Origin of the sequence: Pseudomonas sp. ADAK21 (genome assembly GCF_012935735.1) — a bacterium.
GTDB lineage: Bacteria > Pseudomonadota > Gammaproteobacteria > Pseudomonadales > Pseudomonadaceae > Aquipseudomonas > Aquipseudomonas proteolytica.
The window spans coordinates 4,458,932-4,484,400 of record NZ_CP052857.1; the positions used below are offsets into that span (position 1 = coordinate 4,458,932).

The following is a 25,469-nucleotide window of genomic DNA, read 5'->3' on the forward strand; positions in this document are numbered from 1 at the left end:
CATGCGTCTGCGTTTAAACCCGATTGCGCTTGCCTTGCTCACCGCGACAGGTGGGATGGCCCACGCTGAAATCGCCCCGGATGCCGGGCAGTCGATGCGTGAAATCCAGAGCCAGCCACTGAGCCTGCCGCCCAAACAGACCCTGGAACTGAACCTGCCAGCGGCGCCGGACACCACGGCGAAAGTCACCGGGCCGACGTTGCAGGTCAATGGCTTTACGATTACCGGCAACACGGTGATTGCCGACGATCAATTGCTGGCGCTGCTGGTCGACCTGCAAAACCGTGTGGTCAGCCTCGGTGAATTGCAGGCCGGTGCAGCGCGTATCACTGCGTTGTATCGCCAGCAGGGCTACCCGCTGGCCCGTGCTTACTTACCGGCGCAGGAAATCGACAAGGGCGTGGTGAGCATCAGCGTGCTGGAAGGGCAGTACGGCCAGGTCAGGATCAACAACCAATCCCGTGTGCGCGATGGCGTGCTACAGGCGCCGCTGTCGGCACTGGACCCGGGGGACGCCGTACGTGCTGCGCCGCTGGAACGCGGTTTGCTGTTGCTGCAGCAGACCCCTGGCGTGGCCGTCCAATCTACCCTGCAACCCGGCGCGGTGGTGGGCGCCACGGACCTGGTGGTGGATGTCAAGGATGCGCCGCTGGTTTCTGGCCAGGTGGACCTGGACAACTACGGCAACCGGTTCACCGGCGAGTATCGCCTGGGCGGGACATTGAACCTGGCCAGCCCCTTGGGCCTGGGCGATCAGGCCAGCGTGCGGGTGATGGGCAGCGACGAGGACCAGCACTACTACCGCGCGGCTTATCAACTGCCGGTCGGCCCGTGGTCGACCCAGGTGGGCGTGGCCTATTCGGACATGGACTACCAACTGGCCAAGGACTTCGACGAACTGGATGCCAAGGGTAATGCGCGGATAGCCAGCGTGTTCGTCCAGCAGCCGCTGATTCGCAGCCGCGCCTTCAGCCTGAATGCGCAGCTGCAATACGACCACAAACACCTGCGCGACGACATCGACCTCTACGATTCAAGCAGCAAGAAACAGGCGCGGGTAGTGACTGCCAGCGTGGACGGGAATCTGCGCGACAACCTGCTGGGCGGTGGCGTCAGTGCGTTCTCCCTGGCTTGGAGCGAAGGCAGCCTGAACCTGGACGGGGCCTTCGACAAACTGTTCGATGGCTTGACCGCAAAAACCGCCGGGCGCTTCCAGAAGATCAACCCCAGCGTGGTGCGCCTGCAACGCTTGAGTGAGCGTTTTAGCCTGTATGGGCAGGTGCAGGGCCAGTGGGCGGACGGCAACCTCGACTCATCGGAGAAGATCAGCCTGGGTGGCGCCTATGGCGTGCGGGCCTATCCCCAGGGCGAGGCATCGGGTGACCAGGGGTATGTGGCCAATCTGGAACTGCGCTATGCGTTGACTGAACAGTGGAACCTGCTGACCTTTGTCGATCACGGTTCGGTGCGCTTGAACAAAGACACGTGGTCGGACGGGGAAAACCACCGCAGCCTCTCGGCGACCGGCGTGGGCGCCAACTGGAGTGCTTCGGGCTGGCGCCTGAGTACTGTTGCGGCCTGGCGGGTCGGCAATGCGGACCCGCAAAGTGACGTATCGCGCACGCCACGGGTGTGGGCACAGGTGAGTAAAGCCTTCTAGGCCAAAGCCTCTGCGAACACAGGATAAATCGCCCCCTGCAGGAGCCGGCTTGCCGGCGATGGCGGCCGAATTGGCTGCGCAGGACCCAAGGCCCTCATCGCCGACAGGAGTTAGCGGTCCCAGGTGGTGGGGCAGTCCTTGCAGCCTTCCATATTGGCATCCTGGAAATTGGCATAGTGCTGACGTGTGCCGGTGAGGGTGGCCTGTTCCAGGTTGCTTTCACCGAACTTGGCTTCTTGCAGGTTGGCATCGCTGAGGTCGGCACCTTGCAGGTCAGCCTTGCTCAGCCAGGTCATTTCCAGGTCCGCCGCACGCAGGTTGGCTTTGTGCAGTTTGGCCCCGGACAATCGCGCAAATTGCAGGTAGGCGGCGCTGAGGTTGGCGCTTTCAAATTGCGCGCCCTGGGCAAACATGCCCCAGCCTTGTACGGCCATCAGCGTCGCGCCGGTGAAGTCGGCCAGGCGCAGGTTGGCTTGTTGCAGGCTGGCGCGGGTCAGGTTGGCGCCTTGCAGTTGGGCTTTTTCCAGGTTGGCCAGGTCGAGGTTGGCGTGGCGCAGGTCGGCCTCGCGCAGGTCGGCGCCGGCCAGGTTCATTTTGCTCAAGTCCTGATTACGCAGGTTGGCGCCCTTGAGGCTGGCGCCGGGGCATTGGCTGTGGGGGGCGATGGTGCAGCCGTTGATGACCAGGGGTTGGTCGTCGCCGTCGTCGGCATGGGCGATGGGTAAAGCCAGGAGTAGCACGAGGGGTAGGTAGTTCATGGCAAGACCTTGAGGGAGGGGGCTTTGGGTGGAGGGGCCGCTGCGCGGCCCAACGGAGGACCAGCCCCCTCGCCACGGACAGCGCCCCTCGCCCTGGAGTGGATTATTTTTGGGCGGTCTTGTTATCCCAGCTTGGGATCTTGAACACCCAGAACGATCCGCCTTGCGCCACCGGCTTGGTCAGCTCGGCCATGTCGCCGCCCCACAACGGCACCGCGCCGCCGTAGCCTACGGTCACGCCGATGTACTGCTCGCCATCCTGTTCCCAGGTGATCGGCGGGGAGACGATGCCGCTGCCGGTCTGGAACTTCCACAGCTCCTTGCCGGTTTTCGCGTCGAAGGCCTTGAAGAACCCGTCACCCGTGCCGGTGAACACCAGGTTGCCCTTGGTCGCCAGTACGCCAGCCCACAGTGGCAGGGCTTCCTTGTGCTCCCACACCACCTTGCCGGTGGTGGGGTTCATCGCCCGCAGGGTGCCGACGTGGTCGTCATACATGCGCTTGATACGGAAGCCCATGCCCAGGTACGCCGAGCCTTTTTTGTAGTTGACCTCCTCGGTCCAGTATTCCTCTTTCCACTGGTTGCCCGGGATGTAGAACAGGCCTGTGTCCTGGCTGTAGGCCATGGGGTTCCAGTTCTTGCCACCGAGGAACGGCGGCGAGACTTCCACCGACTTGCCCTTGGTTTCACCCGGCAATGGCTTGGCCGGACGCTGGCCTTCGTTTTCTACCGGGCGCCCGGTCTTCAGGTCGATATGGCTGGCCCAGGTGATGTTGTCGACAAACGGGAAGGCGTTCTGCAGCTTGCCGTTGTTGCGGTCCACCACGTAGAAGAACCCGTTGCGGTCGGCGTGGCCGGTGGCCTTGACCACTTTGCCGTCCTTGTCCTTGTAGTCGAACAGCACCAGCTCGTTGTTGCCGGAGAAGTCCCAGGCATCGTTTGGCGTGTGCTGGTAGAACCATTTCACTTCGCCGGTGCTTGGGTCGACGCCGACCTGGCCTGAGGTGTAGAGGCTATCGAAGTCGTGGGGATTGCCGTCCTTGGAGGTCCGCGCCCAGGTGTTCCACGGGCCGGGGTTGCCGGCGCCGACGATGATGGTGTTGGTCTCGGCATCGAAACTGGCGCTCTGCCAAGGGGCACCACCACCGTGGCTCCAGGCCTCGACCTTGCCGGTTTCGGTGGTCGGATCATCGGGCCACGAAGGCGCTTTCACGTCGCCGGTGGTGGTGCTGTCCTTGCCATTGAGACGGCCCATGTGGCCCTCGACAAACGGACGCATCCACACTTCTTCGCCGGTGTCCGGGTCGCGGGCAAACAGTTGGCCGACCACGCCGAATTCATCACCGGAGCTGCCGTGGATCAGCAGGACCTTGCCGGTGACCTTGTCTTTGATCAGCACCGGGGCGCCGGTCATGGTGTAGCCGGCGGCGTGGTCACCGAATTTTTTGTTCCACACCACTTTGCCGGTGTTTTTGTCGAGGGCGATCAGGCGCGCATCGAGGGTGCCGAAGTAGATCTTGTCGCCAAAAATCGCCGCACCGCGGTTAACCACGTCACAGCACGGGCGAATGTTGTCGGGCAGGCGGTGGTTGTAGGTCCACAGGCGCTTGCCGGTCTTGGCGTCGAGGGCGAAGACCCGGGAGTAGGAACCGGTGACGTAGACCACACCGTCGCTGACGATAGCCTGGGATTCCTGGCCGCGCTGCTTCTCATCGCCGAACGAGTAGGACCAGGCCGGCGTCAGCTTGAATACGTTTTTGTCGTTGACCTGGGCCAGCGGGCTCCAGCGCTGGGCATTGGTGCCCATGCCGTATTGCAGCACGTCCTTGGTGGTCAGGTGGTCGTTGGCAATGTCTTCCCAGGTGATGTTGCGAGTCTGCTTCGAAGGTTCGGTCGCAGCGAAGCTCGCCGCACTCAAGGACAGGCTGCCGACCAGCAGGAAAGCCTGCACGGCAAGGCTCAGCGGCGAGAGGGCGGGTAGCGATCTTATTGTCATGGTTGCAGTTCCCAGTGGAGGTTTTGGCCTGCACAGGTTGCTGCGTGGACGGGGCGCCCGGATACGGAAAATGTCCCGGTGTGGCCGGGACAATTTCCCGAACCGCATCTGATTTAGCAGTGCCTCGCAAGCCTTACTACCAAGGGAGTAGACCCCGGCCACCAAAGCAGCATACGGCCCTTGGCGAGGCGTTCCTAAGATGGTTGCCATAGCCTCTGCAAAGGGGTTTTGCGTGCAATCCTGAGGGAAAAACAATGACAACAAAACGCAACGCCTTGCTGCTGGCTGGCCTCTTGGCCGGCGTGATCGGTACAGGCTCCGTCTGGGCCCATGGCAACGTGACACCCACGGCCGTGGAAACCAAGGGACTGACGCCGGTCAAGGATGCCGGCGTGACACTGGATGCCGATGGTTGGGCGGCGGTGAACCCGTATCGCCAGTCGCCGCAGCGCGACAAGGCCGTGGAAGTCGGCGCTTCGGCCTATAACCAGAACTGCGCCGCGTGCCACGGCCTGGAAGCCAAGTCCGGTGGGATCGCGCCTGACCTGCGCATGCTTGATGAGGGCGATGCCGGGGACGAATGGTTTGTGGAGCGGGTGCGCCATGGCGCAGTGCGCGATGGCCGGGTGTATATGCCGAAGATGGCCGACTACCTGAGCCAGGAAGCCTTGTGGGCGGTGCGCACTTATCTTGATAGCGTGCACGTCGAGGAGTAAGCCATGGGCTGGCGCGCACATTGGCTGTTGGCCTGCTGGTTGCCACTGGCCGCCTACGGGATGGACCCCGGCAAAGACCCGGTGCCGTCGGTGATGTGGAGCTACTACCACAAGCAGTATCTGGACAATGCCCCGTTCGTCTTTGATGAGCGGGTCAAGTTGCTGGCGCCGCCATTTGCCGAGGATGCACGCCAGGTACCGCTGGAAATCGACGCCCGCGCCTTCAAGGACGAGGTGGTGAAAATCATCGCCTGGGCCGAACTCAATCCATTGCCGAAAATCGTCGATTTCCAGCCGGGCGAGGGTGTGTTGCCGTGGCTGGCGATCCGCATTCGTATCGAGCAGGCCACGCCGTTGCGCGCCGCCGTATTGACCAAGGATGGCCTGTGGCACGTCGGTTCGACCCTGATCGACGCCGCCGGCGGTGGCTGCACGGCACCCAGCGTGGTGCGCAGCCAGCCGGGTTGGGAAGAGCATTTGGGCGAAGTGTTGGGCGGTCGTTACCCACGCAGCGATTTCAGCCGGTTGCGCCTGCAAGTGGCGCACCCGATGGACAATGGCATGGTCAGCGGCATCCCTGAGTTCTATATCAACCATGCCGAACTGCGCGACGCCCAGGGCCGGGTGCTGGCACGCCTGGAGTTGTTTGCGGCGGTCAGCGAGAACCCCGACCTGGCGTTTGACCTGCAAAGTCCAGGGCCAGTGCGCCTGGTGCTGCGCGACACCAGCGGCAGCCAATTCGAAGGGGCGCTCCCATGAAACTGCTGCTGTGGCTATTGCTCGGCCTGAGCCTGCCGACGCTGGCTGATCTGGACTACGCCCTCAAGCCCCGGCAGATCGCCGCCGACACCTGGCTGCTGGAAGGCAGTACCGATAATTTCGCCAGGGACAACGGCGGCAATATCGTCAATGCCGGGTTTATCGTCACCGAAACCGGGGTAGTGGTGATCGACACCGGCCCGTCCCGGCGCTACGGCGAAGCCTTGCGCCAGGCGATTGCCACGGTCACTGACAAACCGGTGGTCCAGGTCCTGTTGACCCATCACCATCCCGACCATGTGTTGGGCAATCAGGCATTCAAGGACGTGCCCATCGGCGCCCTGCAAGGCACTACCACGCTGCTGCGCGAGCAGGGTGACGCCATGGCGCAAAACATGTACCGCATGGTTGGCGACTGGATGCGGGGCACCGAAGTGCTGCTGCCGAGCCAAACCGTCACGCCGGGCGTGCAGACCTTCGGCAGTCATCGTTTGCGCCTGTTGGCCTTGAGTGGGCACACGGGTGCCGATCTGGCGATTCTCGATGAAACAACCGGTGTGCTGTTTGCCGGCGACCTGGTGTTTTACCAGCGCGCCCTGACCACCCCCAACACCCCGGGCCTGTCGGTATGGCTGGCGGATATCGCCACCCTGCAAGGCCTGCCCTGGAAGGTGATCGTGCCCGGTCATGGCCCAGTGGCAATCGACACCCAACCCTTCGCGCAAATGCGTGACTACCTGGGCTGGCTCGACCAGCTCATGGCCACCGGTGCCGCCAACGGCAGCGCCATGGGCGAGATGATCCGCAGCCCCATCCCCGAACGTTTTGCGGCCATCAGCCTGAGCCGCTACGAACTGATCCGCAGTGTCAGCCACCTGTATCCCCGCTACGAACGCGGGCAGATGCAACGGATAGATCAATAACAACATCCCCCCCGAAAGAGGCCTCATCATGATCTACGCACAACCTGGCACCCCCGGCGCCATCGTCAGCTTCAAACCGCGCTACGGTAACTTTATCGGTGGCGAGTTTGTGGCCCCGGTCAACGGTGAGTACTTCACCAACACCTCGCCCGTCACTGGGGAAGTGATCGCTGAATTCCCGCGCTCCAGCGCCGCCGATATCGACAAAGCCCTGGACGCTGCACATGCCGCTGCCGACGCCTGGGGCAAGACCTCGCCCCAGGATCGCTCCCTGGTGCTGTTGAAAATTGCCGACCGCATCGAGCAGCACCTGGAAGTCCTGGCCGTGACCGAGACCTGGGACAACGGCAAGGCCGTACGCGAGACCTTGAATGCTGACGTACCCTTGGCCGCCGACCACTTCCGCTACTTCGCCGGCTGCATCCGCGCCCAGGAAGGCGGCGCCGCCGAGATCAACGAGCTGACCACCGCCTATCACTTCCACGAGCCCCTGGGTGTGGTCGGGCAGATCATCCCGTGGAACTTCCCGCTGCTGATGGCCGCCTGGAAACTCGCCCCGGCCCTGGCCGCCGGCAACTGCATCGTGCTCAAGCCAGCCGAGCAGACGCCGCTGTCGATCATGGTGTTTGCCGAGCTGATCGCCGACCTGCTGCCGGCGGGCGTGCTGAACATCGTCCAGGGCTTTGGCCGTGAAGCCGGTGAGGCCCTGGCTACCAGCAAGCGCATCGCCAAGATCGCCTTTACCGGCTCCACCCCGGTGGGCGCGCACATCATGCACGCGGCGGCCGAGAACATTATTCCGTCCACCGTCGAACTGGGCGGCAAGTCACCGAATATCTTCTTTGAAGACATCATGCAGGCGGAACCAGCCTTTATCGAGAAAGCCGCCGAGGGCCTGGTGCTGGCGTTCTTCAACCAGGGTGAAGTGTGCACCTGCCCATCGCGGGCGCTGGTGCAAGAGTCGATCTACGAGCCGTTCATGGCCGAAGTGATGAAGAAGATCGTCAAGATCAAGCGTGGCAACCCGCTGGACACCGAGACCATGGTCGGCGCCCAGGCGTCCGAGCAGCAGTACGACAAGATCCTCTCGTACCTGACCATCGCCCAGGAGGAGGGCGCCGAACTGCTGGCCGGCGGTGCCGCCGAACATCTGGAGGGCGACCTGTCCAGCGGCTATTACATCCAGCCGACCCTGCTCAAGGGCCACAACAAAATGCGCGTGTTCCAGGAAGAAATCTTCGGCCCGGTGGTGGGCGTGACCACCTTCAAGGACGAAGCCGAAGCCCTGGCGATTGCCAACGACAGTGAATTCGGCCTGGGTGCTGGCCTGTGGACTCGCGATATCAACCGTGCCTACCGTATGGGCCGGGCGATCAAGGCCGGGCGTGTGTGGACCAACTGTTATCACCTGTACCCGGCGCATGCCGCGTTTGGCGGTTACAAGAAGTCCGGCGTGGGGCGTGAGAACCACAAGATGATGCTTGACCATTACCAGCAGACCAAGAACCTGCTGGTGAGCTACGACATTAATCCGTTGGGCTTCTTCTGATCTTCTGATTGAAATGCCAGCTTCCACCGTTTGATGGGTAGACAGCCTGACTGGTTGAAATGCAGTCAGGTGTGGGAGCTGGCTTGCCTGCGATGGCGGTGTATCAGTCGATAAATCTGTTGGCTGACCTGCCGTCATCGCAGGCAAGCCAGCTCCCACAGGGGAATGCAGCTTCGCGCTCTGGCGTTGCTGTTGCTGTTGCTCTGCTTTTGATCTGGCTTTTGATCTTGGGCGCCCCGTCAAACCACGCCTGCCTGCGGGCATGCCGACCCAAAAGCGCGACTTGCCTAAAGACTCCTGCCCATCGCAAGCAAGCCCCACCGTTTGCTCCACATACATCCAAGACTAACGTCTGCCGCCGAGTCGTTCGAAAGTAGCATTCGCCCGCCAGCCCCCCCATGCATTAATGAACCCACCGGACTCTCCCGGCATAACAAGAGGATCGCCCCCATGTGGACCAAACCCGCCTACACCGACCTGCGTATCGGCTTTGAAGTGACCATGTATTTCGCCAACCGCTGAAAGCGTTGCAGGAGCCGGCTTGCCGGCGATGGCGGCCGGATTGGCTCAGCGCTATCGCCGGCAAACCAGCGCCCACAAGGGATAAGGGTTAGCCCATTGGTCTGATTGCATTCGCCAGCGGATGCGTTAGTGTGGCCCGTATCTTCCAAAAACAATAAAAACAGGCTTACCAATGAGCCAGAGTCTCAGCCAACTGCGTAAATTCGTTTCCCCAGAAATCATCTTCGGCGCCGGCTCCCGGCACAATGTCGGCAATTACGCCAAGACCTTTGGTGCACGCAAGGTCCTGGTGGTCAGCGACCCTGGCGTGGTCGCTGCCGGTTGGGTCGCGGATGTCGAGGCCAGCCTGCAGGCCCTGGGTATCGAGTACTGCCTGTACACCGCCGTCTCACCCAACCCGCGTGTCGAAGAAGTGATGCAGGGCGCCGAGGTGTACCGCGAGAACCATTGCGATGTGATCGTCGCCGTCGGCGGCGGTAGCCCCATGGACTGCGGCAAGGCCATCGGCATCGTGGTTGCCCATGGTCGCAGCATCCTTGAGTTCGAAGGGGTGGACACCATCCGCGTGCCCAGCCCGCCGTTGATCCTGATCCCGACCACCGCCGGCACCTCGGCCGATGTGTCGCAGTTCGTGATCATTTCCAATCAGCAGGAACGCATGAAGTTTTCCATCGTCAGCAAGGCGGTGGTGCCGGATGTGTCGTTGATCGACCCGGAAACCACTGCCAGCATGGACCCGTTCCTCTCGGCCTGTACCGGTATCGACGCGCTGGTGCATGCCATCGAGGCCTTTGTGTCCACCGGGCATGGCCCGCTGACCGACCCCCATGCGCTGGAGGCCATGCGCCTGATCAATGGCAACCTGGTGCAGATGATTGCCAACCCGAGTGATATCGCCCTGCGCGAGAAAATCATGCTGGGCAGCATGCAGGCCGGCCTGGCGTTCTCCAATGCGATCCTCGGTGCGGTGCATGCCATGTCCCATAGCCTGGGTGGCTTTCTCGATCTGCCCCATGGCCTGTGCAACGCGGTGCTGGTGGAGCATGTGGTGGCGTTCAACTACAACTCGGCACCGGAGCGCTTCAAGGTGATTGCCGAGACCTTCGGCATCGACTGCCGGGGCCTCAATCACCGGCAGATCTGCGGGCGGCTGGTGGAACACCTGATTGCGCTCAAGCATGCCATTGGCTTCCATGAAACCCTCGGCCTGCACGGGGTGCGCGTGGCGGATATTCCGTTCCTGTCGCAACACGCCATGCATGACCCGTGCATCCTGACCAACCCCCGGGAGTCGAGCCAGCGTGACGTCGAGGTCGTCTATGGCGAAGCTCTCTGACGATCAACAACGGGCCCTGGCCGGGCTGCTGGGATTGGGCGATCACTCGGCGCGCAAGAGTCACTACCCCGAGCTGACGGCGCGGCTGGATGAGTTGGAGGCCGAGCGCAAGCGCTACATCCGCCTCAACGACGAACTGGAGCAAAGGGTCGCCGCGCGCACCGATGAACTGCTTGAAGCCAACCACAACCTGCAACAGCAGATCGCCCGGCGCGAGCGTATCGAACAGGACCTGCGCGACGCCCGCGACGCGGCCCAGGCCGCCAACCGCAGCAAGGATAAATACCTCGCCGCCGCCAGCCACGACCTACTGCAACCGCTGAACGCCGCACGCCTGCTGATCTCTACCCTGCGCGAGCGGGAGCTGCCCAGTGTGGAGAAGGTTCTGGTGGAGCGCACCCACCAGGCCCTGGAAGGGGCAGAAGATCTGCTGGCGGACTTGCTGGATATTTCCCGGCTCGACCAGGCGGCGGTCAAGCCGGATATTGCCCTGTATCGCCTCGACGAATTGCTGGCGCCGCTGGTCTCGGAGTTCCAGTCGGTGGCGGCGGCGGCCGGGTTGAACCTGCGGGTGCATATGGGCCGCTATGCGCTGCGCACCGACCTGCGCCTGCTGACGCGTATTCTGCGTAACTTCCTCAGCAATGCCTGCCGCTACACCGACCAGGGTTGCATCCTCCTGGGCGCGCGGCGTCGCGGGGATCGCTTGCGCCTGGAGGTCTGGGACACCGGGCGGGGGATTGCCGCCGACAGCCTGCAATCGATCTTTCTGGAGTTCAACCAACTGGACGTCGGCCGTGCGGCAGACCGCAAGGGCGTGGGGCTGGGGCTGGCGATTGTCGAACGCATCGCGAAGATTCTCGGCTGCCAGGTAGTCGTACGCTCGTGGCCGGGGCGCGGCTCGATGTTCAGCATCGAGGTGCCGCTGTCGGAGGAAGTACCGCTGCCCATCAGCCTCGCACCCCCCCAGGCCGGGGCCGGCAACCCTTTGCCGGGGCGGCGCCTGTTGGTGCTGGATAACGAAACCAGCATCCTGGAGAGCATGCGCGCCCTGCTCGGGCAATGGGGCTGCGAGGTGGTCACCGCCACCGATCAGGCCGCTGCATTGGTGGCGTTGCAGGGCAGGGCGCCGGAGCTGATCCTGGCGGATTACCACCTTGATCATGGCGTGGTCGGCTGCGAGGTGGTCAGGCAATTGCGCGAGCATTTCGGCAGGAAAATCCCTGCAGTGATCATCACGGCCGACCGCACCGACCAGTGCCGACGCTCGTTGCAGCGCCTGGAAGCGCCGTTGCTCAACAAACCGGTCAAGCCGGGCAAGCTGCGGGCGGTGTTGAGCCAACTACTAGGCGGCGCGCCCGACACGACAGCCTAAATCTGGGAGCCCGCTCGCCACAACTGCGCTATCTGCCTGGATTTATGCGATGCAGCAAAGTTGTGTAGATACCGATGTTGCGATGAGGGTGGGTCAAAACTGCCTGTGCCTTGATACCTGTCAAGACCCGCCGCGACGCTTTGCCTCATGCTGCAGGCCTTGATTGTCATGGCCGACGGAGATTTCCATGAGTGCCCCCGCAACACCTGCTGTTTCTTTCAAGCTGCCCATGGGCCTGGTGATCGCCGTGCTGGTGATGATTGGCGTGCTGCTCTTGCCGCTGCCCGCCGACTTGCCGGTTGCCGGGCATCGGATGCTGGCGATCCTGGCCTTTGCCGTGGTGGTGTGGATTACCGAAGCGGTGTCCTACGAAGCCAGTGCGATCATGATTACTTCGTTGATGGCGTTCCTGCTGGGCACCGCGCCGTCCTTGCAGGACCCTACGCACCTGATCGGTTCCAGCCCGGCGATCAGCATGGCGCTCACCGGGTTTGCCAACCCGGCCCTGGCCTTGGTGGCCGGTGCGTTGTTTATTGCTGCGGCCATGACCCACACCGGCCTGGACCGGCGTATCGCCCTGGTCACCCTGACCCGGGTCGGCACCAGCACCCGCGGGATCCTGGTGGGCGCGATTGCCGTGACCATCCTGCTCAGCCTGGTGGTGCCCAGCGCCACGGCCCGCAGCGCTTGCGTGGTGCCGATCATGATGGGGGTGATTGCCGCGTTCGGCGTGGACAAACGCTCGAACATCGCCGCCGGGATCATGATTGTCGTGGCCCAGGGCACCAGTATCTGGAACGTCGGGATCCAGACCGCCGCGGCGCAGAACCTGTTGACCGTGGGCTTTATGGACAAGATGCTCGGCCAGCGCGTGTCGTGGATCGACTGGCTGATCGCCGGGGCGCCGTGGGCGCTGATCATGTCGGCAGTGCTGCTGTTCCTGGTGCTCAAATTGCTGCCACCGGAAAGCAACAGCATTCCTGGCGGCAAAGAGGCCGTGGCGCAGTCCCTGGTGGATATCGGCCCCATGACCGGGCCGCAGAAACGCTTGCTGACGGTCTCGGTCCTGCTGCTGCTGGCCTGGGCCACCGAAGGGCGTCTGCACAGCTTCGATACCACCTCCACTACCTACGCCGGCCTGGTGTTCCTGCTGCTGCCGGGCATCGGCGTGATGACCTGGAAGGACGTGCAATCGCGCATCCCCTGGGGCACGGTGATTGTCTTCGGCGTGGGCATCAGCCTCGGCACGGCACTGCTGACCACCCAGGCCGGGCAGTGGCTGGGCGCGCAGGTGGTGGGGCACACCGGCCTGGATCAACTGGGGCCGCTGGGGGTGTTTGCAATCCTCGGCGCGTTCCTGATTGTGATCCACCTGGGCTTTGCCAGCGCCACCGCGCTGACCTCGGCGTTGCTGCCGATCCTGATTGCCGTACTGCAAACCCTGCCCGGTGATTTCAGCCGGCTGGGCATGACCATGTTGCTGGGGTTTGTGGTCAGTTATGGCTTTATCCTGCCGATCAACGCCCCGCAGAACATGGTGTGCCTGGGCACCGGCACCTTCACCGCGCGGCAGTTTGCCAAGGTGGGCTTGCTGGTGACCGTGATTGGCTACCTGTTGATGCTGGTCTTCGCCGCGACCTACTGGAGCTGGCTGGGCTGGATCTGAAAATCTGAATCCGACTCGCTGTGGGAGATGGCTTGTTGGATCGCTGCACCGCCGCGATAGCGGTGTGTCAGTCGATAAATTTATTGGTTGACCTGCCGCCATCGCAGGCAAGCCAGCTCCCACAGGGGAATGCAGCTGCGCGCTCTGGCGTTGCTGTTGCTGTTGCTGTTGCTGTTGCTCTGTTTTTGATCTGGCTTTTGATCTTAGGCGCCCCGTCAAACCACGATGGCCGCAGGCAGGTATTGCGCAGTGGGTACCCCGGCAGGATGCCGGGGTAGCCGCGACACGGCCATGGATGGCCGATCGCGGCGGGCCCACGGAGCAATGCCTGACTGCGGGCATGCCGAGCCTAGGCGAGGCACCGAGTGGTGGGGCAAGAGCGCTTTGGTTACTTTCGCGCTGTTCGAAAGTGACCCGCTGTAAGAGCGGAACCTTAAGTGGCCGTGACCGCAGCAACGGATATGTACACCTCCCCCCAATCCGCGGCGCCTGCATCGCAGGCAAGCCAGCTCCCACAGAAGCCAGCTCCCACAAAAGCCAGCTCCCACAGAAGCCAGCCCCTACAAAGATGACAAGATCAACCCCGCTCAGGTCTACTACGCTCTGAGTCAGGGTTTTACCGGCCTCGTGCGTCGGTCATCAAGGTCACGAATGGATAAATACACCCCTCACACCTGGCAACCCCACGAGCGTCCAAGCTTGCCGGGGTCGCCATCGACGCCCCATCACCCCACGCTCAAGCGCTGGGCCTTTGCCCTGGTTGGCGTGCTGGTAGCAATCACCGGCGGCCTCGGCAACGCCCTGGTGATCGCCAACCTGCCGTACCTGCAAGGCGCATTGGGCGCGACCACCGCCGAAATGGCCTGGTTGCCTGCGGCGTATGTCATGACCAACGTGTCGATGAACCTGCTGCTGGTGAAATTCCGCCAGCAGTTCGGCCTGCGGGCGTTTACCGAAGTGTTCCTGGTGCTGTACGCGCTGGTGACCTTCGGCCACTTGTTTGTCAACGACCTCAGTTCGGCGATTGCCGTGCGTGCGGCCCACGGCATGGTTGGCGCGGCCCTCAGTTCCCTGGGCCTGTATTACATGGTGCAGGCGTTCCCCGCAAAGTGGCGGCTCAAGGCCCTGGTGCTGGGCCTGGGTACCGCACAACTGGCCCTGCCAATGGCGCGGCTGTTTTCCGAAGACTTGCTGCAGATTGCCGAGTGGCGCGGCCTGTACCTGTTTGAGCTGGGCATGGCGCTGACGTGCCTGGGCTGTGTGTTCCTGCTCAAGCTACCGCCGGGTGATCGCTTCAAGACCTTTGAAAAACTCGACTTCCTGACCTTCGCCTTGCTCGCCTCGGGCGTGGCATTGCTGTGTGCGGTGCTGTCCCTGGGGCGTATCGACTGGTGGCTGGAAGCACCGTGGATCGGCGTCGCCTCCGCCTGTTCGCTGGTGCTGATCATGGCCGGATTGGCCATCGAGCATAACCGCGCCAACCCGCTGCTGATGACCCGTTGGCTGGGCGGTGGGGTGATGATTCGCCTGGCCCTGGCAGTGATCCTGATCCGCATGGTGCTGTCCGAGCAGTCCACCGGCGCCGTGGGCTTTTTGCAGGCGCTGAATATGAGCAGCGAGCAGATGCGCACCTTGTATCTGGTGATGCTGCTGGGAGCGATCAGTGGCTTGGTGATCAGCGCATTGACCATCAACCCGGCGCACTTGCTGATGCCCCTGGTGATTTCCCTGGCCCTGATGGCCACAGGCTCGGTGATGGACAGCTTCTCCAGCAACCTGACCCGACCAGAGAACATGTACGTTAGCCAGTTTCTGCTGGGGTTTGGCGGTACTTTTTTCCTCGGCCCGACCATGGTGCTGGGCATGCGCAATGTGCTGAGCAACCCGCGCAACCTGGTGAGTTTTTCGGTGCTGTTTGGTATCTGCCAGAACCTTGGCGGGCTGCTGGGCGCGGCGTTGCTTGGCACGTTCCAGATCGTGCGCGAGAAGTTTCACTCCAGCATGATTGTCGAACACCTGACGTTGCTTGACCCGCGCGTGGCCGCCCGCGTGCAGAGCGGCGGCTCGGCTTATGGCTCGGTGAACGCCGACCCGGAGCTGCGCAACCTGCTGGGCATCCGCAGCTTGGCCACGGCGGCCACCCGTGAAGCCAATGTGATGGCCTATAACGACGTGTTCATGCTGATCGCGATCATCGCGATACTGACCATGTTGTGGATCTTTACCCGCAGCCTGTGGCTGATGAGCACCACCAAAAAAGCTGCCGCCAGTGCAGCGCCTTCCGTTCAACCTAGCGGCGCACTTTCTTCATGAGCGAACCTACGGCTACCACCACGACCACCAATGCCATTGCTTCCACCCCGGAGGGCACCACGCCGCCCGGAGCCACGGTCACCGAACAGCGCTCGCTGCGCGTGCGCATCATCTCGTCTTTGGGCTTTGCCGCGATTGCTATCGTCGGCGTATTGATTGTGTTGTACGCCTGGCAATTGCCGCCCTTCAGCAGCGCCGTGGAAACCACCGAAAACGCCCTGGTACGCGGCCAGGTGACGATCATCGGCCCGCAATTGAGCGGTTATGTGTTCGAGGTGCCGGTGCAGGACTTCCAGCACGTCAAGGCCGGGGATCTGCTGGTGCGGCTCGACGACCGCATCTACAAGCAGCGCCTGGACCAGGCCCAAGCGCAATTGGCGGTGCAGCAGGCGTCCCTGGCCAACGTGGTACAACAGCGCAATAGCGCCGAGGCGACCATCAAGCTGCGCCAGGCTGCCCTGGCCGACAGCCAGGCCCAGGCCCGCAAGAGCACGGCCGACCTGCGGCGCAACGAAGAACTGATCAGCGATGGCTCGGTGTCGCGCCGTGAACTGGACGTGACCCGCGCCGCCAACGCGCAGACCATCGCCGCCGTGGCCCAGGCCCAGGCCAGCCTGGAAATCGCCCGCCAGGACTTGCAGACGGTGATCGTCAATCGCGGTTCACTGGAAGCCGCCGTCGCCAGCGCCGAGGCCGCGGTGGAGCTGGCGCGCATCGACCTGTCCAACACCCGCGTGCTGGCGCCCCGGGACGGCCAGTTGGGGCAGATCGGCGTGCGTTTGGGGGCCTACGTCAACTCCGGCGCGCAGTTGATGGCGCTGGTGCCGAACCAGCTGTGGGTGATCGCCAATATGAAGGAAACCCAGATGGACCACGTGCAGGTGGGCCAGCCGGTGACGTTCACCGTCGATGCCCTGAACCACCGTAGATTCCATGGCACGGTACAGCGTATCTCGCCGGCCACGGGCGCCGAGTTCAGCCTGTTGCAGGCCGATAACGCCACCGGCAACTTCGTCAAGATCGCCCAGCGGGTGCCGGTGCGGATCACCGTGGACCCGGATCAGGAGCAGAGCGAACGCCTGCGACCGGGGTTGTCGGTGGTGGTCAGCATCGACACGGCAGGCCGCCTGAAAAACAGCCCGCCCTGACATTCCACACACCCCGTGTAGGCGCGAGCTTGCTCGCGAAAGTCGTCAACGATAACGCGGGTTGCCTGGGTAAACGCGTTGTCGGTAAGTTTTTCGCGAGCACGCTCGCTCCTACAGCATCGGTGGCAGGGTGCCCAGCAGGGACACCGCCGCCACAGCGGCCACGCCTAACAACCATTCGAGCTTCACACTGGCCTGCAGTTGCCCCACGCGCTGCTGGCAATTGTTGATCCGCAGCCGATTGAGCAATGCCAACCCCAGCATGCCCGCCACCAGCAGCACCTTGATCAACAGGATCAAGGCAAACCCGCTGAACAGTGGAGTCGGCCAGAACTGCCCGGTGAGCACACGGATATTGATCAGCCCGGTGACCAGCAAACCGGCCACCAACAGATATCCGACACCGCTGAAGCGCTGCAGGATTTTCTCCAGCGGGTACAGGGCCGCTTGACGCAGGATCAACACCAGCAGCAGCAACCCGCCAAGCCAGGCACCGACGCACAGCAGGTGCACCATCTGGTTGAGAATCAGCAATTGCCCGCTGAGGCCACTGAGCATCGCGCCGTGCCCCACGGGGGCCAAGGTAGCCAGCAGCAGCGCACTGAGGAGCAGACGCACGTGATGCCAGGGTGTCAGCAGGCTCAGCACCAGCAAGCCATTGAGCAACAGATGCAGGCTCCAGACCTTGCCGAAGAACGTCTTGCCCAGCACCAACTGCACCGTCGCCAGATCCAGCGCCGCCAGTTCACTGCCGGCCATGCTGGCACTGATCAACAGCAACCAGCTCACACCCGACCCCAGGGCCAGCCAGGCCAGCAGCGTGGTGATGCGTGACAACTGCCGATCCAGGGCCGGCCGCGGGCTTGTGCCCAATAACCAGGGCCTGAATACACAGGCCCCGAACATCAGCAAAACCACCATGAAGTGCAGGAAACGGCACAGCACCAGCAGGGTTGCCATGGGTTATTGGCCGACCTTGAAGCTGTAATTGCCTGCGCTTTTGTGGGTGTCGACCGAGACGGCTTGCCACTCGACCTTATAGGTGCCGGCGGCCAACGGTGCGGCAGGGGTCACAACCAGGGTTTTCTTGTCGGCGTCTGGAGTGTCCAGGCCCTTGATCGCCACTTCGGTGCCGTCCTTGCTCAGGGAGACCTTGGTGAACGTGGCCTCGACACCTTCGGAGAACACCAGGCGCAGGTCGGCGGGCGCGGCGACGGTGCTGTCGGCGGCCGGCGCAGTGGTTTTCAGGTGGGCATGGGCAAAGGCGGCCGAAGCCCCCAGCAGCGAGGCCAGCAAGGTCACCGTAGTCAGGGTTTTCTTGATCAACATCGTGCACTACCTATCAATGGGAGAGGGGGGCAGTGTACGAAGTTTCCACTCAGGCTGTCGCCCCGATCTAGAGCGGATGGTAGTCTTCGAGGCATGTCGTTGTCAGGGAGCCCCTATGGGCAATCACAAGATCGGTATCCGTCGGGTCAACGTCGAAAAGATTCTGCTGGCGGCTGAAAAGGTCTTCGCCGAGAAGGGCTATGGCAGCACCGCCATGGCCGACATTGCCGAACAGGCGCAACTGCCGCGCTCCAACCTGCATTACTACTTCAGCACCAAAAGCGAGTTGTACAGCGCGGTGTTGTTCGACCTGCTGGAGGTGTGGAAGCAGGACGCCCTGTGCTTCGAGATGTTCGATGACCCGCGCGTGGTCCTCAGCAGCTACATCCGGGCGAAGATGCAGCATTCGCGCAGCCGCCCGTATGGCTCGAAGGTCTGGGCCAACGAAATCATCCACGGCGCGCCGACCCTCGGCGAAGCGCTGGATGCGAGCCTGTACGACTGGGCCAAAATGAAGGAAGCGAAAATCCGCCAGTGGGTGGAAGACAAACGCATCCTCGCGGTGGAACCGTCGAGCCTGCTGTATATGATCTGGGCCTCGACCCAGCACTATGCCGACTTTGATCACCAGGTGATGATCCTCAACGATCATCAGGCGTTGTCGGACATGCAGTTCGAACGGGCGGTGCAGACGGTGACCAGTGTGATTTTGCGGGGGATCGGGTTGGAGCCATGAGTTTGGGGTGTGGTTGAGGGCCTCATCGCGATTTAAAAGGCTAAACCGGTTGCGTGGGCTGTGGCCGTGAAAGGGCTCGCTGTGGTCAGGGGCTTGTTGTGGCGAGGGGGCTTGTCCCCCGTTGGGCTGCACAGCAGCCCCAAAACCGGTCACCTCGGTGTGTCTGAAAGGCCGAGGTGAGACTGACTGGGGCTGCTGCGCAGCCCAACGGGGGACAAGCCCCCTCGCCACAACAAGCCCCCTGGCAACAGATGGTTTACACCGCCTCTCGGTAGGGGTTGCGTGGATCCTGCGTCCAATTCAAGAACGGTTTGCCTGTGTCCATCGGCACCATCTCGATGCAGTCCGCCACCGGGCAGGTGATCTGGCACAGGTTGCAGCCCACGCATTCGTCGTCGATCACTTGGTACACATGGGTACCGTCCGCCTGCTTGAGGCTGGCAATCGCCTGGTGCGACGTGTCCTCGCAGGCAATATGGCAGCGTCCGCAGCCAATGCAGGCGGCCTGGTCGATATTGGCGATCACTTGGTAGTTGATGTCCAGGTATTTCCAGTCCGTGGTATTGCCCACGGCGCGCCCCGAGAACTCCTGCAAGCTGCTGTAGCCCTGGCTGTCCATCCATCGCGACAAGCCATCCTTCATCTCGTCGACAATCCGAAAACCATGCAGCATCGCCGCCGTGCACACCTGCACCGCGCCACAGCCCAGGGCCACGAATTCTGCGGCATCGCGCCAGTTGCCGATGCCGCCAATCCCGCAGATCGGCAGGCCCTGGGTCTGGGGATCGCGGGCGATCTCAGCGACCATGTTCAACGCAATCGGCTTGACCGCCGAACCGCAGTAGCCGCCGTGGGTGCTTTGGGTGCCGACGATCGGCAGGGCGACCATGCGCTCCAGGTCCACACTGGTGATGGAGTTGATGGTGTTGATCAGTGATACCGCATCGGCGCCGCCGCGATAGGCGGCCCGGGCGGCCACGCGGATATCGGTGATATTGGGCGTGAGCTTGACGATCACCGGCAGCGAACAATAGGTCTTGCACCAGCGCGTGACCTGTTCCACATATTCCGGCACCTGGCCCACTGCTGCGCCCATGCCGCGTTCGGGCATGCCGTGGGGGCAGCCGAAGTTCAGCTCGATGCCGTCGCAACCGGTGGCTTCGACTAACGGCAGGATGTTTTTCCAGGATTCTTCGACGCACGGCACCATCAACGACACGATCAGGGCGCGGTCCGGCCAGTCCTTTTTCACCTGGGTGATTTCCCGCAGGTTGATCTCCAGGGAACGGTCGGTGATCAGCTCGATATTGTTGATACCCAAGACTTCACGGTTGGCGCCAAAGTGTGCCGAATAACGGGACGAGACGTTGACGGCTGCCGGGTCCTCGCCAAGGGTTTTCCAGACCACGCCACCCCAGCCGGCCTCGAAGGCGCGCACCACGTTGTAGGCCTTGTCGGTGGGGGGCGCGGAGGCCAGCCAGAACGGGTTGGGGGCTTTGATGCCGGCGAACACAATCGATAGATCGGCCATTTACGCAGCCTCCACATTGAGCATGAGTTGAGCGTGCATGGCCTCGGCGGCCAGCTTGCCGTGTTGCACGGCCTGGACGGTGAGGTCCTGCCCGAGGCTGACGCAGTCGCCACCGGCATACACCCCGGGGACACTGGTTTGCAGCTGCGCATCGACAAAGATCCGCTCGCCCTGGCGTTGCAGTTGCTGGGCCAGTGGGTCATGCAAGGCCTGCTCGTCGAAGCCTTGGCCGATGGCCTTGAAGATTGCATCTGCCGCCAGCTCGAAGGTTTCGCCGGTGGTGTGCAGGCGGCCGTTTTCCAGGCGCGTGCGGGCAAAGCGCATACCGCGTACCTGGCCTTGGTCGTCCAACAGCACGGTTTCGGGTTGGGCCCAGGTCAGCAGGCGTACCTGGTTGGCCTTGGCGATATCCTGCTCGTGATCGGTGGCGCCCATATCGGCGAGGCCACGGCGGTAGACCAGGTTGACGTCGCGCGCGCCCAGGCGGGCCATTTGCACGGCCATGTCGATGGCGGTGTTGCCGGCACCCAGCACGATGCAGCGGTCGGCCAGGGGCAGTTGGCTGAGGTCATCGGCCTGGCGCAGTTCGCGGATGTAGTCAGTGGCAGCGAGCAGGCCGGGGGCATCCTCGTGGGGCAGGCCCAGGTGTTTGCTGGCGGCCAGGCCCAGGCCGAGGAATACCGCATCAAATTGCTGGTGCAGGTCGCTCAGGCTCAGGTTGTCGCCCAGGCGCTGGCCGTGGCGGATTTCGATGCCGCCGATCTGCAGGAGGAAATCCAGCTCCTTCTGGGCGAAGTCGTCCACCAGTTTGTATTTGGCGATCCCGTATTCATTGAGGCCACCGGCCTTGTCCCGCGCTTCGAAAATCACCACGTCATGCCCGTGCAAGGCACTGCGATGGGCGCAGGACAAACCCGCTGGCCCGGCGCCCACCACCGCGATGCGTTTGCCGGTAGGGGCGGCGCGCTGGAAGGGGTGTTGTTCAAAGTGCGCGTTGTCTACGGCGTAGCGCTGCAGCAGGCCGATCAGCACCGGCGCGCATTCTTCGCTGTTGTTGCGCACACAGGCTTGCTGGCAGAGGATTTCGGTCGGGCAGACCCGGGCACAACTGCCGCCCAGGATGTTGGCCGAGAGAATCTTCTGCGCCGCGCCCTGCACGTTGTCGGTGTGGATATTGCGGATGAACGATGGGATATCGATCTCGCTGGGGCATGCATTGACGCAGGGTGCGTCGTAGCAATACAGGCAGCGCGAGGCTTCAAGGTGCGCCTGGCGGGCGTTGAGCGGCGGTGCCAGGTCGGTGAAATGGCGGGCGAGGGTTGCGCCGTCTTCATGGGGGTGGGGAAGGTGGGTCAGGGTCTGGATCACGGTAGTGGCCTCACGGTTTTTTTTGCCTCTGGCGGGCATTGGTTTTTTTGTGGTTTGCACTGGCCTCATCGCGGGCAAGCCCGCTCCCACATTTGAACGGTGTGAACCCGATCAAGTGTGGGAGCTGGCTTGCCTGCGATCGGCGATGTCAGCGTTTCACCGCGGCTGGCTTGGAACGCTCCGCACGCTTGCGCAACTGCTCGAACACCGCCGGATACGCCGGCCGCTCGACATAGCGCCCGGCACCACGCTCGGCGCGCAGATCGCCGTCGACCCACACCAGCTTGCCCTGGCTGATGGTGTGGCTGGGTACGCCACGTACGGTCTTGCCTTCGAAGATGTTGAAGTCCACCTGCTGATGGTGGGTCTTGGCCGAGATGGTCCGCGTGCCCTGGGGATCCCACAGCACCAGGTCGGCATCGGCACCGACACGGATCGCGCCCTTGCGCGGGTAGAGGTTGAAGATCTTTGCGGTGTTGGTGGAGGTCAGCGCGACAAATTCCTGCATCGACAGGCGCCCGGTGTTGACCCCTTCGTCCCACAGCAGCGCCATGCGGTCTTCGATGCCGGCGGTGCCATTGGGGATCTTGCTGAAGTCGTCACGCCCGGCGGCCTTTTGTTCGGCGCAGAAGCAGCAGTGATCGGTGGCGGTGGTGTGCAGGTTGCCTGATTGCAGGCCACGCCACAGAGCCTCTTGATGCCCGCGCGGGCGGAAGGGCGGGCTCATCACGTAGCCTGCGGCGGTTTGCCAGTCGGGGTGTTGGTACACGCTGTCGTCCAGCAGCAGGTGCCCGGCCAGGACTTCGCCATAGACCGCCTGGCCCTTGGCGCGGGCGTAGGTGATTTCGTCGAGAGCTTCCTGGGTGGACACGTGCACCAGGTACAGCGGCGTGCCGATGGTTTCGGCAATGCGGATCGCGCGGCTGGCGGCTTCGCCTTCCACTTGCGAAGGGCGCGACAGCGGGTGGGCCTCGGGGCCGGTGATGCCCTGGGCCAGCAGCTTGCGTTGCAGGTGATAGACCAGTTCGCCGTTCTCTGCGTGCACGGTGGGCACCGCGCCCAGTTCCAGACAGCGCTCGAAGCTGGCGACCAGGGTGTCGTCGGCGGCCATGATCGCGTTCTTGTAGGCCATGAAGTGCTTGAAGCTGTTGATGCCGTGATGGGTCACCAACTCGGCCATTTCCTCGCGCACCTGTTCGCTCCACCAGGTAATCGCCACATGAAACCCGTAGTCGGCCGCCGACTTCTCGGCCCAGCCGCGCCACTGGTGAAAGGCCTCCATCAACGACTGCTGCGGGTTGGGAATCACGAAGTCGATGATCGATGTGGTCCCGCCCGCCAGGCCCGCTGCCGTGCCGCTGAAGAAGTCCTCGCTGGCCACCGTCCCCATGAAGGGCAATTGCATGTGGGTATGGGGATCGATCCCGCCGGGCATCAAGTATTGGCCGCTGCCATCAAGTATCTCGGTGCCGGCGGGAACATCCAGGTTAGTGCCAATGGCGCGGATTAGAGCGTCTGCGCACAAGACATCGGCTTTATAACTTTCATCATGGGTAACAACGGTAGCGCCACGGATCAACAGAGACATGCCGAGTTCCTCAGAGGCTTGACCGGCTTATGCCAGTTCTAAGTGTTGTAGTGCAGCTCACGGTGCAAGATCTATTCTTGTCACGGGTGACAGGAATAGAAACTAGCCCGAGTTTTTGGATTGATCAAGATTATTTTTTATAAGCTTATATATTTTATATCTTGTTGATTTATAACGATAAAAAATTGAAATCACCAAAATGTAGCACCCTCTCACCGTTTTGACGCACTTGACAGGTTCCCAATATGAGCAACATTTCCTATTGCAAATCAGACGCTTGAGAGTTGCCTCTTGACGGCGGGCAGTAATAAAAATAATTGTGTTGCACCAGATTGAGTCCTGATTGTTCGGGCAACTTCTGCGTTATTTGGCCTGAGTAGCGTTGAAAGTACCGTGGGACTTTTCGGTAGAAAAAATAAAGCTGATAAACATCAGCTAGTTATATAAGCGGTACGGACGGGGTGACGGCGTGCGGCACGGTAATTGAGTGCGCTGCCGGTTGGCCGGGTCCGTGATGTCATGTTCATGCGGGACTACGGCCATCCAGCGTCAAGCGCTGGATGAGCAACAATAATTTTAAAAAAAACCGTGGAGCGGCCATGCAACAGAACAGATCGCAAGTCATAGAGCGCGACGGCCTGTATGAACTCGACGCCGGCAGCGACGTCCTCGACAGCCCCCGTTACAACCACGATATGGCACCGACCAAGGTGCACGAGCGAACCTGGAACAAGTGGCATATCACCGCACTGTGGGTCGGCATGTCGATCTGCGTGCCGACCTACACCCTGGGCGGGGTGCTCACCGCGTATTTCGGGTTGTCGGTGGGCGAGGCGCTGATGGCGATCCTGCTGGCCAATATCGTGGTGCTCATCCCCCTCACGCTTAACGCCTTTCCCGGCACCAAGTACGGCATTCCGTTCCCGGTGCTGTTGCGCTCGTCCTTCGGCATTCTGGGCTCCAATGTGCCGTGCCTGATCCGCGCCCTGGTGGCCTGCGGTTGGTTCGGTATCCAGACCATGTTCGGCGGGCTGGCGATCCATTTGTTCCTCGGCTCGATTTTCGAGGGCTGGAAGAGCCTGGGCGGCACCGGTGAGGTGATCGGCTTCATGATCTTCTGGGTGCTGAACCTCTGGGTGGTGCTGCGTGGTGCCGAGTCGATCAAATGGCTGGAAACCCTGTCGGCGCCGCTGCTGGTGGCCGTGGGCATCGGCTTGCTGGTGTGGGCGTTGCCCAATGTGTCGCTCAGCGAATTGATGGCGATCCCGCCCAAGCGTCCCGAAGGCGCGAACCTGACGGGTTACTTTATGGCCGGGCTGACGGCAATGGTCGGTTTCTGGGCCACCTTGTCGTTGAATATTCCCGACTTCAGCCGCTATGCCAAAAGCCAGAAGGACCAGATCCTGGGGCAGGTTTTCGGCCTGCCGCTGACCATGTTCCTGTTCGCAGCCCTGGGCGTGATCATGACCGCCGCGTCGGTGAAACTGGTAGGCGTCAGCGTCTCCGACCCGGTGACCCTGATCGGGCATATCCAGAGCCCGGTGTGGGTGGCGGTGGCGATGGCGCTGATCATCATTGCCACGCTGTCGACCAACACCGCGGCGAATATTGTCTCGCCCACCAACGACTTTCAGAACATCGCGCCCAAGCTGATCAACCGCACCACGGCGGTGATTCTGACTGGCTTGGTGGGGCTGGCGCTGATGGCCCACGAGTTGCTGAAAAAACTGGGCCTGATTGTTTCCGATGTCAGCCTGGAAACGGTCTATTCCAACTGGTTGCTCGGCTATTCGAGCCTGTTGGGGCCGATTGCCGGGATCATGGTGGTGGATTATTTCCTGATCCGCCGCCAGCAACTGGACCTGGCGGGGTTGTACCGCGATGACGTGTATCCGGCGTGGAATGTGGCGGGATTTATCGCGTTTGGCGTGCCGGTGGTGCTGACCCTGTTGTCGCTGGGTAGCGATGCGTTCAGTTGGTTCTACAGCTATGGCTGGTTCACCGGGTCGGCGCTGGGCGGGGTGTTGTATTACGGCCTGTGCAGCAAGCGCAAAACCAGCCCGGTCGCTGCGAAATCCCCGTTGTAAATGCGCTCAATGTGGGAGCTGGCTTGCCTGCGATAGCGGTGGTGGCTGACCCACTGCCATCGCAGGCAAGCCAGCTCCCACAGATACCGCGCCTACACCAATAACTATA

Annotated in this window: 20 protein-coding genes; 13 read left to right on the forward strand and 7 right to left on the reverse strand. The window is 62.4% G+C overall.

Annotated features, from left to right (window positions below; all coding sequences use genetic code 11):
- Window position 1 precedes the first annotated feature (1 nt).
- Entirely contained in the window at window positions 2-1,660 is a 1,659-nt protein-coding gene (locus HKK57_RS20260; RefSeq protein ID WP_029298469.1) for a ShlB/FhaC/HecB family hemolysin secretion/activation protein, read from the forward strand.
- A 110-nt stretch (window positions 1,661-1,770) separates the two neighbouring features.
- On the opposite strand, the gene HKK57_RS20265 is transcribed toward HKK57_RS20260, so the two are convergent.
- Complete coding sequence (locus tag HKK57_RS20265) at window positions 1,771-2,418, reverse strand: pentapeptide repeat-containing protein (protein ID WP_169390636.1); 648 nt, start codon at window positions 2,416-2,418, stop codon at window positions 1,771-1,773.
- Between the two features lie 103 nt (window positions 2,419-2,521).
- Window positions 2,522-4,414, reverse strand: coding sequence for a quinoprotein ethanol dehydrogenase (gene exaA / locus HKK57_RS20270; RefSeq protein ID WP_029298465.1), 1,893 nt, complete (start codon window positions 4,412-4,414; stop codon window positions 2,522-2,524).
- Window positions 4,415-4,668: 254 nt separating this feature from the next.
- Here exaA and pedF point away from each other — a divergent pair, with 254 nt between their 5' ends.
- The 10 genes from pedF (at window position 4,669) to HKK57_RS20320 (ending at window position 16,721) form a co-directional block, all read left to right on the forward strand.
- Complete coding sequence (gene pedF / locus HKK57_RS20275; protein WP_029298463.1) at window positions 4,669-5,130, forward strand: cytochrome c-550 PedF; 462 nt, start codon at window positions 4,669-4,671, stop codon at window positions 5,128-5,130.
- Window positions 5,131-5,133: 3 nt separating this feature from the next.
- Window positions 5,134-5,889 (forward strand): quinoprotein dehydrogenase-associated SoxYZ-like carrier, encoded by a 756-nt coding sequence (locus HKK57_RS20280; protein WP_169390637.1) that lies wholly within the window; start codon window positions 5,134-5,136, stop codon window positions 5,887-5,889.
- A complete protein-coding gene (locus HKK57_RS20285) occupies window positions 5,886-6,812 on the forward strand; it encodes a quinoprotein relay system zinc metallohydrolase 1 (RefSeq protein WP_169390638.1) in 927 nt (308 codons plus the stop codon). The genes HKK57_RS20280 and HKK57_RS20285 overlap by 4 nt, the downstream gene beginning before the upstream one ends.
- Window positions 6,813-6,840: 28 nt before the next feature.
- Entirely contained in the window at window positions 6,841-8,361 is a 1,521-nt protein-coding gene (gene exaC / locus HKK57_RS20290; RefSeq protein ID WP_029298457.1) for an acetaldehyde dehydrogenase ExaC, read from the forward strand.
- 450 nt (window positions 8,362-8,811) lie between these two features.
- Window positions 8,812-8,883 carry a pyrroloquinoline quinone precursor peptide PqqA gene (pqqA, locus tag HKK57_RS20295; protein ID WP_003243383.1) on the forward strand — a complete coding sequence of 24 codons (72 nt, stop codon included), beginning with the start codon at window positions 8,812-8,814 and terminating at the stop codon, window positions 8,881-8,883.
- Window positions 8,884-9,055: 172 nt separating this feature from the next.
- On the forward strand, window positions 9,056-10,219 hold the full coding sequence (gene ercA, locus HKK57_RS20300; protein WP_029298454.1) for an alcohol dehydrogenase-like regulatory protein ErcA: 1,164 nt from the start codon (window positions 9,056-9,058) through the stop codon (window positions 10,217-10,219).
- On the forward strand, window positions 10,203-11,594 hold the full coding sequence (locus tag HKK57_RS20305; protein ID WP_133714935.1) for an ATP-binding response regulator: 1,392 nt from the start codon (window positions 10,203-10,205) through the stop codon (window positions 11,592-11,594). The genes ercA and HKK57_RS20305 overlap by 17 nt, the downstream gene beginning before the upstream one ends.
- Window positions 11,595-11,781: 187 nt before the next feature.
- On the forward strand, window positions 11,782-13,260 hold the full coding sequence (locus HKK57_RS20310; RefSeq protein ID WP_070996383.1) for a DASS family sodium-coupled anion symporter: 1,479 nt from the start codon (window positions 11,782-11,784) through the stop codon (window positions 13,258-13,260).
- 651 nt (window positions 13,261-13,911) lie between these two features.
- The gene (locus HKK57_RS20315; RefSeq protein ID WP_169390639.1) at window positions 13,912-15,573 is read left to right on the forward strand and encodes an MFS transporter; all 1,662 of its coding nucleotides are present in this window, start codon (window positions 13,912-13,914) and stop codon (window positions 15,571-15,573) included.
- Window positions 15,570-16,721 (forward strand): HlyD family secretion protein, encoded by a 1,152-nt coding sequence (locus tag HKK57_RS20320; RefSeq protein WP_029298446.1) that lies wholly within the window; start codon window positions 15,570-15,572, stop codon window positions 16,719-16,721. Before HKK57_RS20315 ends, HKK57_RS20320 begins: the two co-directional genes overlap by 4 nt.
- Before the next feature lie 111 nt (window positions 16,722-16,832).
- Here HKK57_RS20320 and copD read toward each other — a convergent pair whose 3' ends face one another.
- Window positions 16,833-17,681 carry a copper homeostasis membrane protein CopD gene (gene copD / locus HKK57_RS20325; protein ID WP_070995825.1) on the reverse strand — a complete coding sequence of 283 codons (849 nt, stop codon included), beginning with the start codon at window positions 17,679-17,681 and terminating at the stop codon, window positions 16,833-16,835.
- 3 nt (window positions 17,682-17,684) lie between these two features.
- On the reverse strand, window positions 17,685-18,050 hold the full coding sequence (copC, locus tag HKK57_RS20330; protein WP_029298442.1) for a copper homeostasis periplasmic binding protein CopC: 366 nt from the start codon (window positions 18,048-18,050) through the stop codon (window positions 17,685-17,687).
- Between the two features lie 115 nt (window positions 18,051-18,165).
- Between copC and HKK57_RS20335 the strand changes: the two genes are divergently transcribed.
- On the forward strand, window positions 18,166-18,786 hold the full coding sequence (locus HKK57_RS20335) for a TetR/AcrR family transcriptional regulator (RefSeq protein WP_029298440.1): 621 nt from the start codon (window positions 18,166-18,168) through the stop codon (window positions 18,784-18,786).
- A 256-nt stretch (window positions 18,787-19,042) separates the two neighbouring features.
- Here the strand turns inward: HKK57_RS20335 and preA are convergent, their stop codons facing one another.
- The 3 genes from preA to hydA all read right to left on the reverse strand — a co-directional run bounded on the left by preA (window position 19,043) and on the right by hydA (window position 23,273).
- Entirely contained in the window at window positions 19,043-20,317 is a 1,275-nt protein-coding gene (preA, locus tag HKK57_RS20340) for an NAD-dependent dihydropyrimidine dehydrogenase subunit PreA (RefSeq protein WP_169390640.1), read from the reverse strand.
- Window positions 20,318-21,685, reverse strand: a complete 1,368-nt coding sequence (locus tag HKK57_RS20345) for an NAD(P)-dependent oxidoreductase (RefSeq protein ID WP_169390641.1) — start codon at window positions 21,683-21,685, stop codon at window positions 20,318-20,320.
- A 148-nt stretch (window positions 21,686-21,833) separates the two neighbouring features.
- A complete protein-coding gene (hydA, locus tag HKK57_RS20350; RefSeq protein ID WP_070995828.1) occupies window positions 21,834-23,273 on the reverse strand; it encodes a dihydropyrimidinase in 1,440 nt (479 codons plus the stop codon).
- Window positions 23,274-23,872: 599 nt separating this feature from the next.
- Between hydA and HKK57_RS20355 the strand changes: the two genes are divergently transcribed.
- Entirely contained in the window at window positions 23,873-25,360 is a 1,488-nt protein-coding gene (locus HKK57_RS20355) for an NCS1 family nucleobase:cation symporter-1 (protein ID WP_169390642.1), read from the forward strand.
- Window positions 25,361-25,469: the final 109 nt, after the last annotated feature.

Coding starts and splice junctions, on each gene's coding strand:
- HKK57_RS20310 (WP_070996383.1), top strand. CDS start 11,782: ATGAGTGCCCCCGCAACACCTGCTGTTTCTTTCAAGCTGCCCATGGGC.
- HKK57_RS20355 (WP_169390642.1), top strand. CDS start 23,873: ATGCAACAGAACAGATCGCAAGTCATAGAGCGCGACGGCCTGTATGAA.
- HKK57_RS20320 (WP_029298446.1), top strand. CDS start 15,570: ATGAGCGAACCTACGGCTACCACCACGACCACCAATGCCATTGCTTCC.
- HKK57_RS20285 (WP_169390638.1), top strand. CDS start 5,886: ATGAAACTGCTGCTGTGGCTATTGCTCGGCCTGAGCCTGCCGACGCTG.
- HKK57_RS20280 (WP_169390637.1), top strand. CDS start 5,134: ATGGGCTGGCGCGCACATTGGCTGTTGGCCTGCTGGTTGCCACTGGCC.
- copC (WP_029298442.1), bottom strand. CDS start 18,050: ATGTTGATCAAGAAAACCCTGACTACGGTGACCTTGCTGGCCTCGCTG.
- preA (WP_169390640.1), bottom strand. CDS start 20,317: ATGGCCGATCTATCGATTGTGTTCGCCGGCATCAAAGCCCCCAACCCG.
- HKK57_RS20315 (WP_169390639.1), top strand. CDS start 13,912: ATGGATAAATACACCCCTCACACCTGGCAACCCCACGAGCGTCCAAGC.
- exaC (WP_029298457.1), top strand. CDS start 6,841: ATGATCTACGCACAACCTGGCACCCCCGGCGCCATCGTCAGCTTCAAA.
- ercA (WP_029298454.1), top strand. CDS start 9,056: ATGAGCCAGAGTCTCAGCCAACTGCGTAAATTCGTTTCCCCAGAAATC.
- exaA (WP_029298465.1), bottom strand. CDS start 4,414: ATGACAATAAGATCGCTACCCGCCCTCTCGCCGCTGAGCCTTGCCGTG.
- copD (WP_070995825.1), bottom strand. CDS start 17,681: ATGGCAACCCTGCTGGTGCTGTGCCGTTTCCTGCACTTCATGGTGGTT.
- HKK57_RS20305 (WP_133714935.1), top strand. CDS start 10,203: ATGGCGAAGCTCTCTGACGATCAACAACGGGCCCTGGCCGGGCTGCTG.
- hydA (WP_070995828.1), bottom strand. CDS start 23,273: ATGTCTCTGTTGATCCGTGGCGCTACCGTTGTTACCCATGATGAAAGT.
- HKK57_RS20265 (WP_169390636.1), bottom strand. CDS start 2,418: ATGAACTACCTACCCCTCGTGCTACTCCTGGCTTTACCCATCGCCCAT.
- HKK57_RS20335 (WP_029298440.1), top strand. CDS start 18,166: ATGGGCAATCACAAGATCGGTATCCGTCGGGTCAACGTCGAAAAGATT.
- HKK57_RS20260 (WP_029298469.1), top strand. CDS start 2: ATGCGTCTGCGTTTAAACCCGATTGCGCTTGCCTTGCTCACCGCGACA.
- pedF (WP_029298463.1), top strand. CDS start 4,669: ATGACAACAAAACGCAACGCCTTGCTGCTGGCTGGCCTCTTGGCCGGC.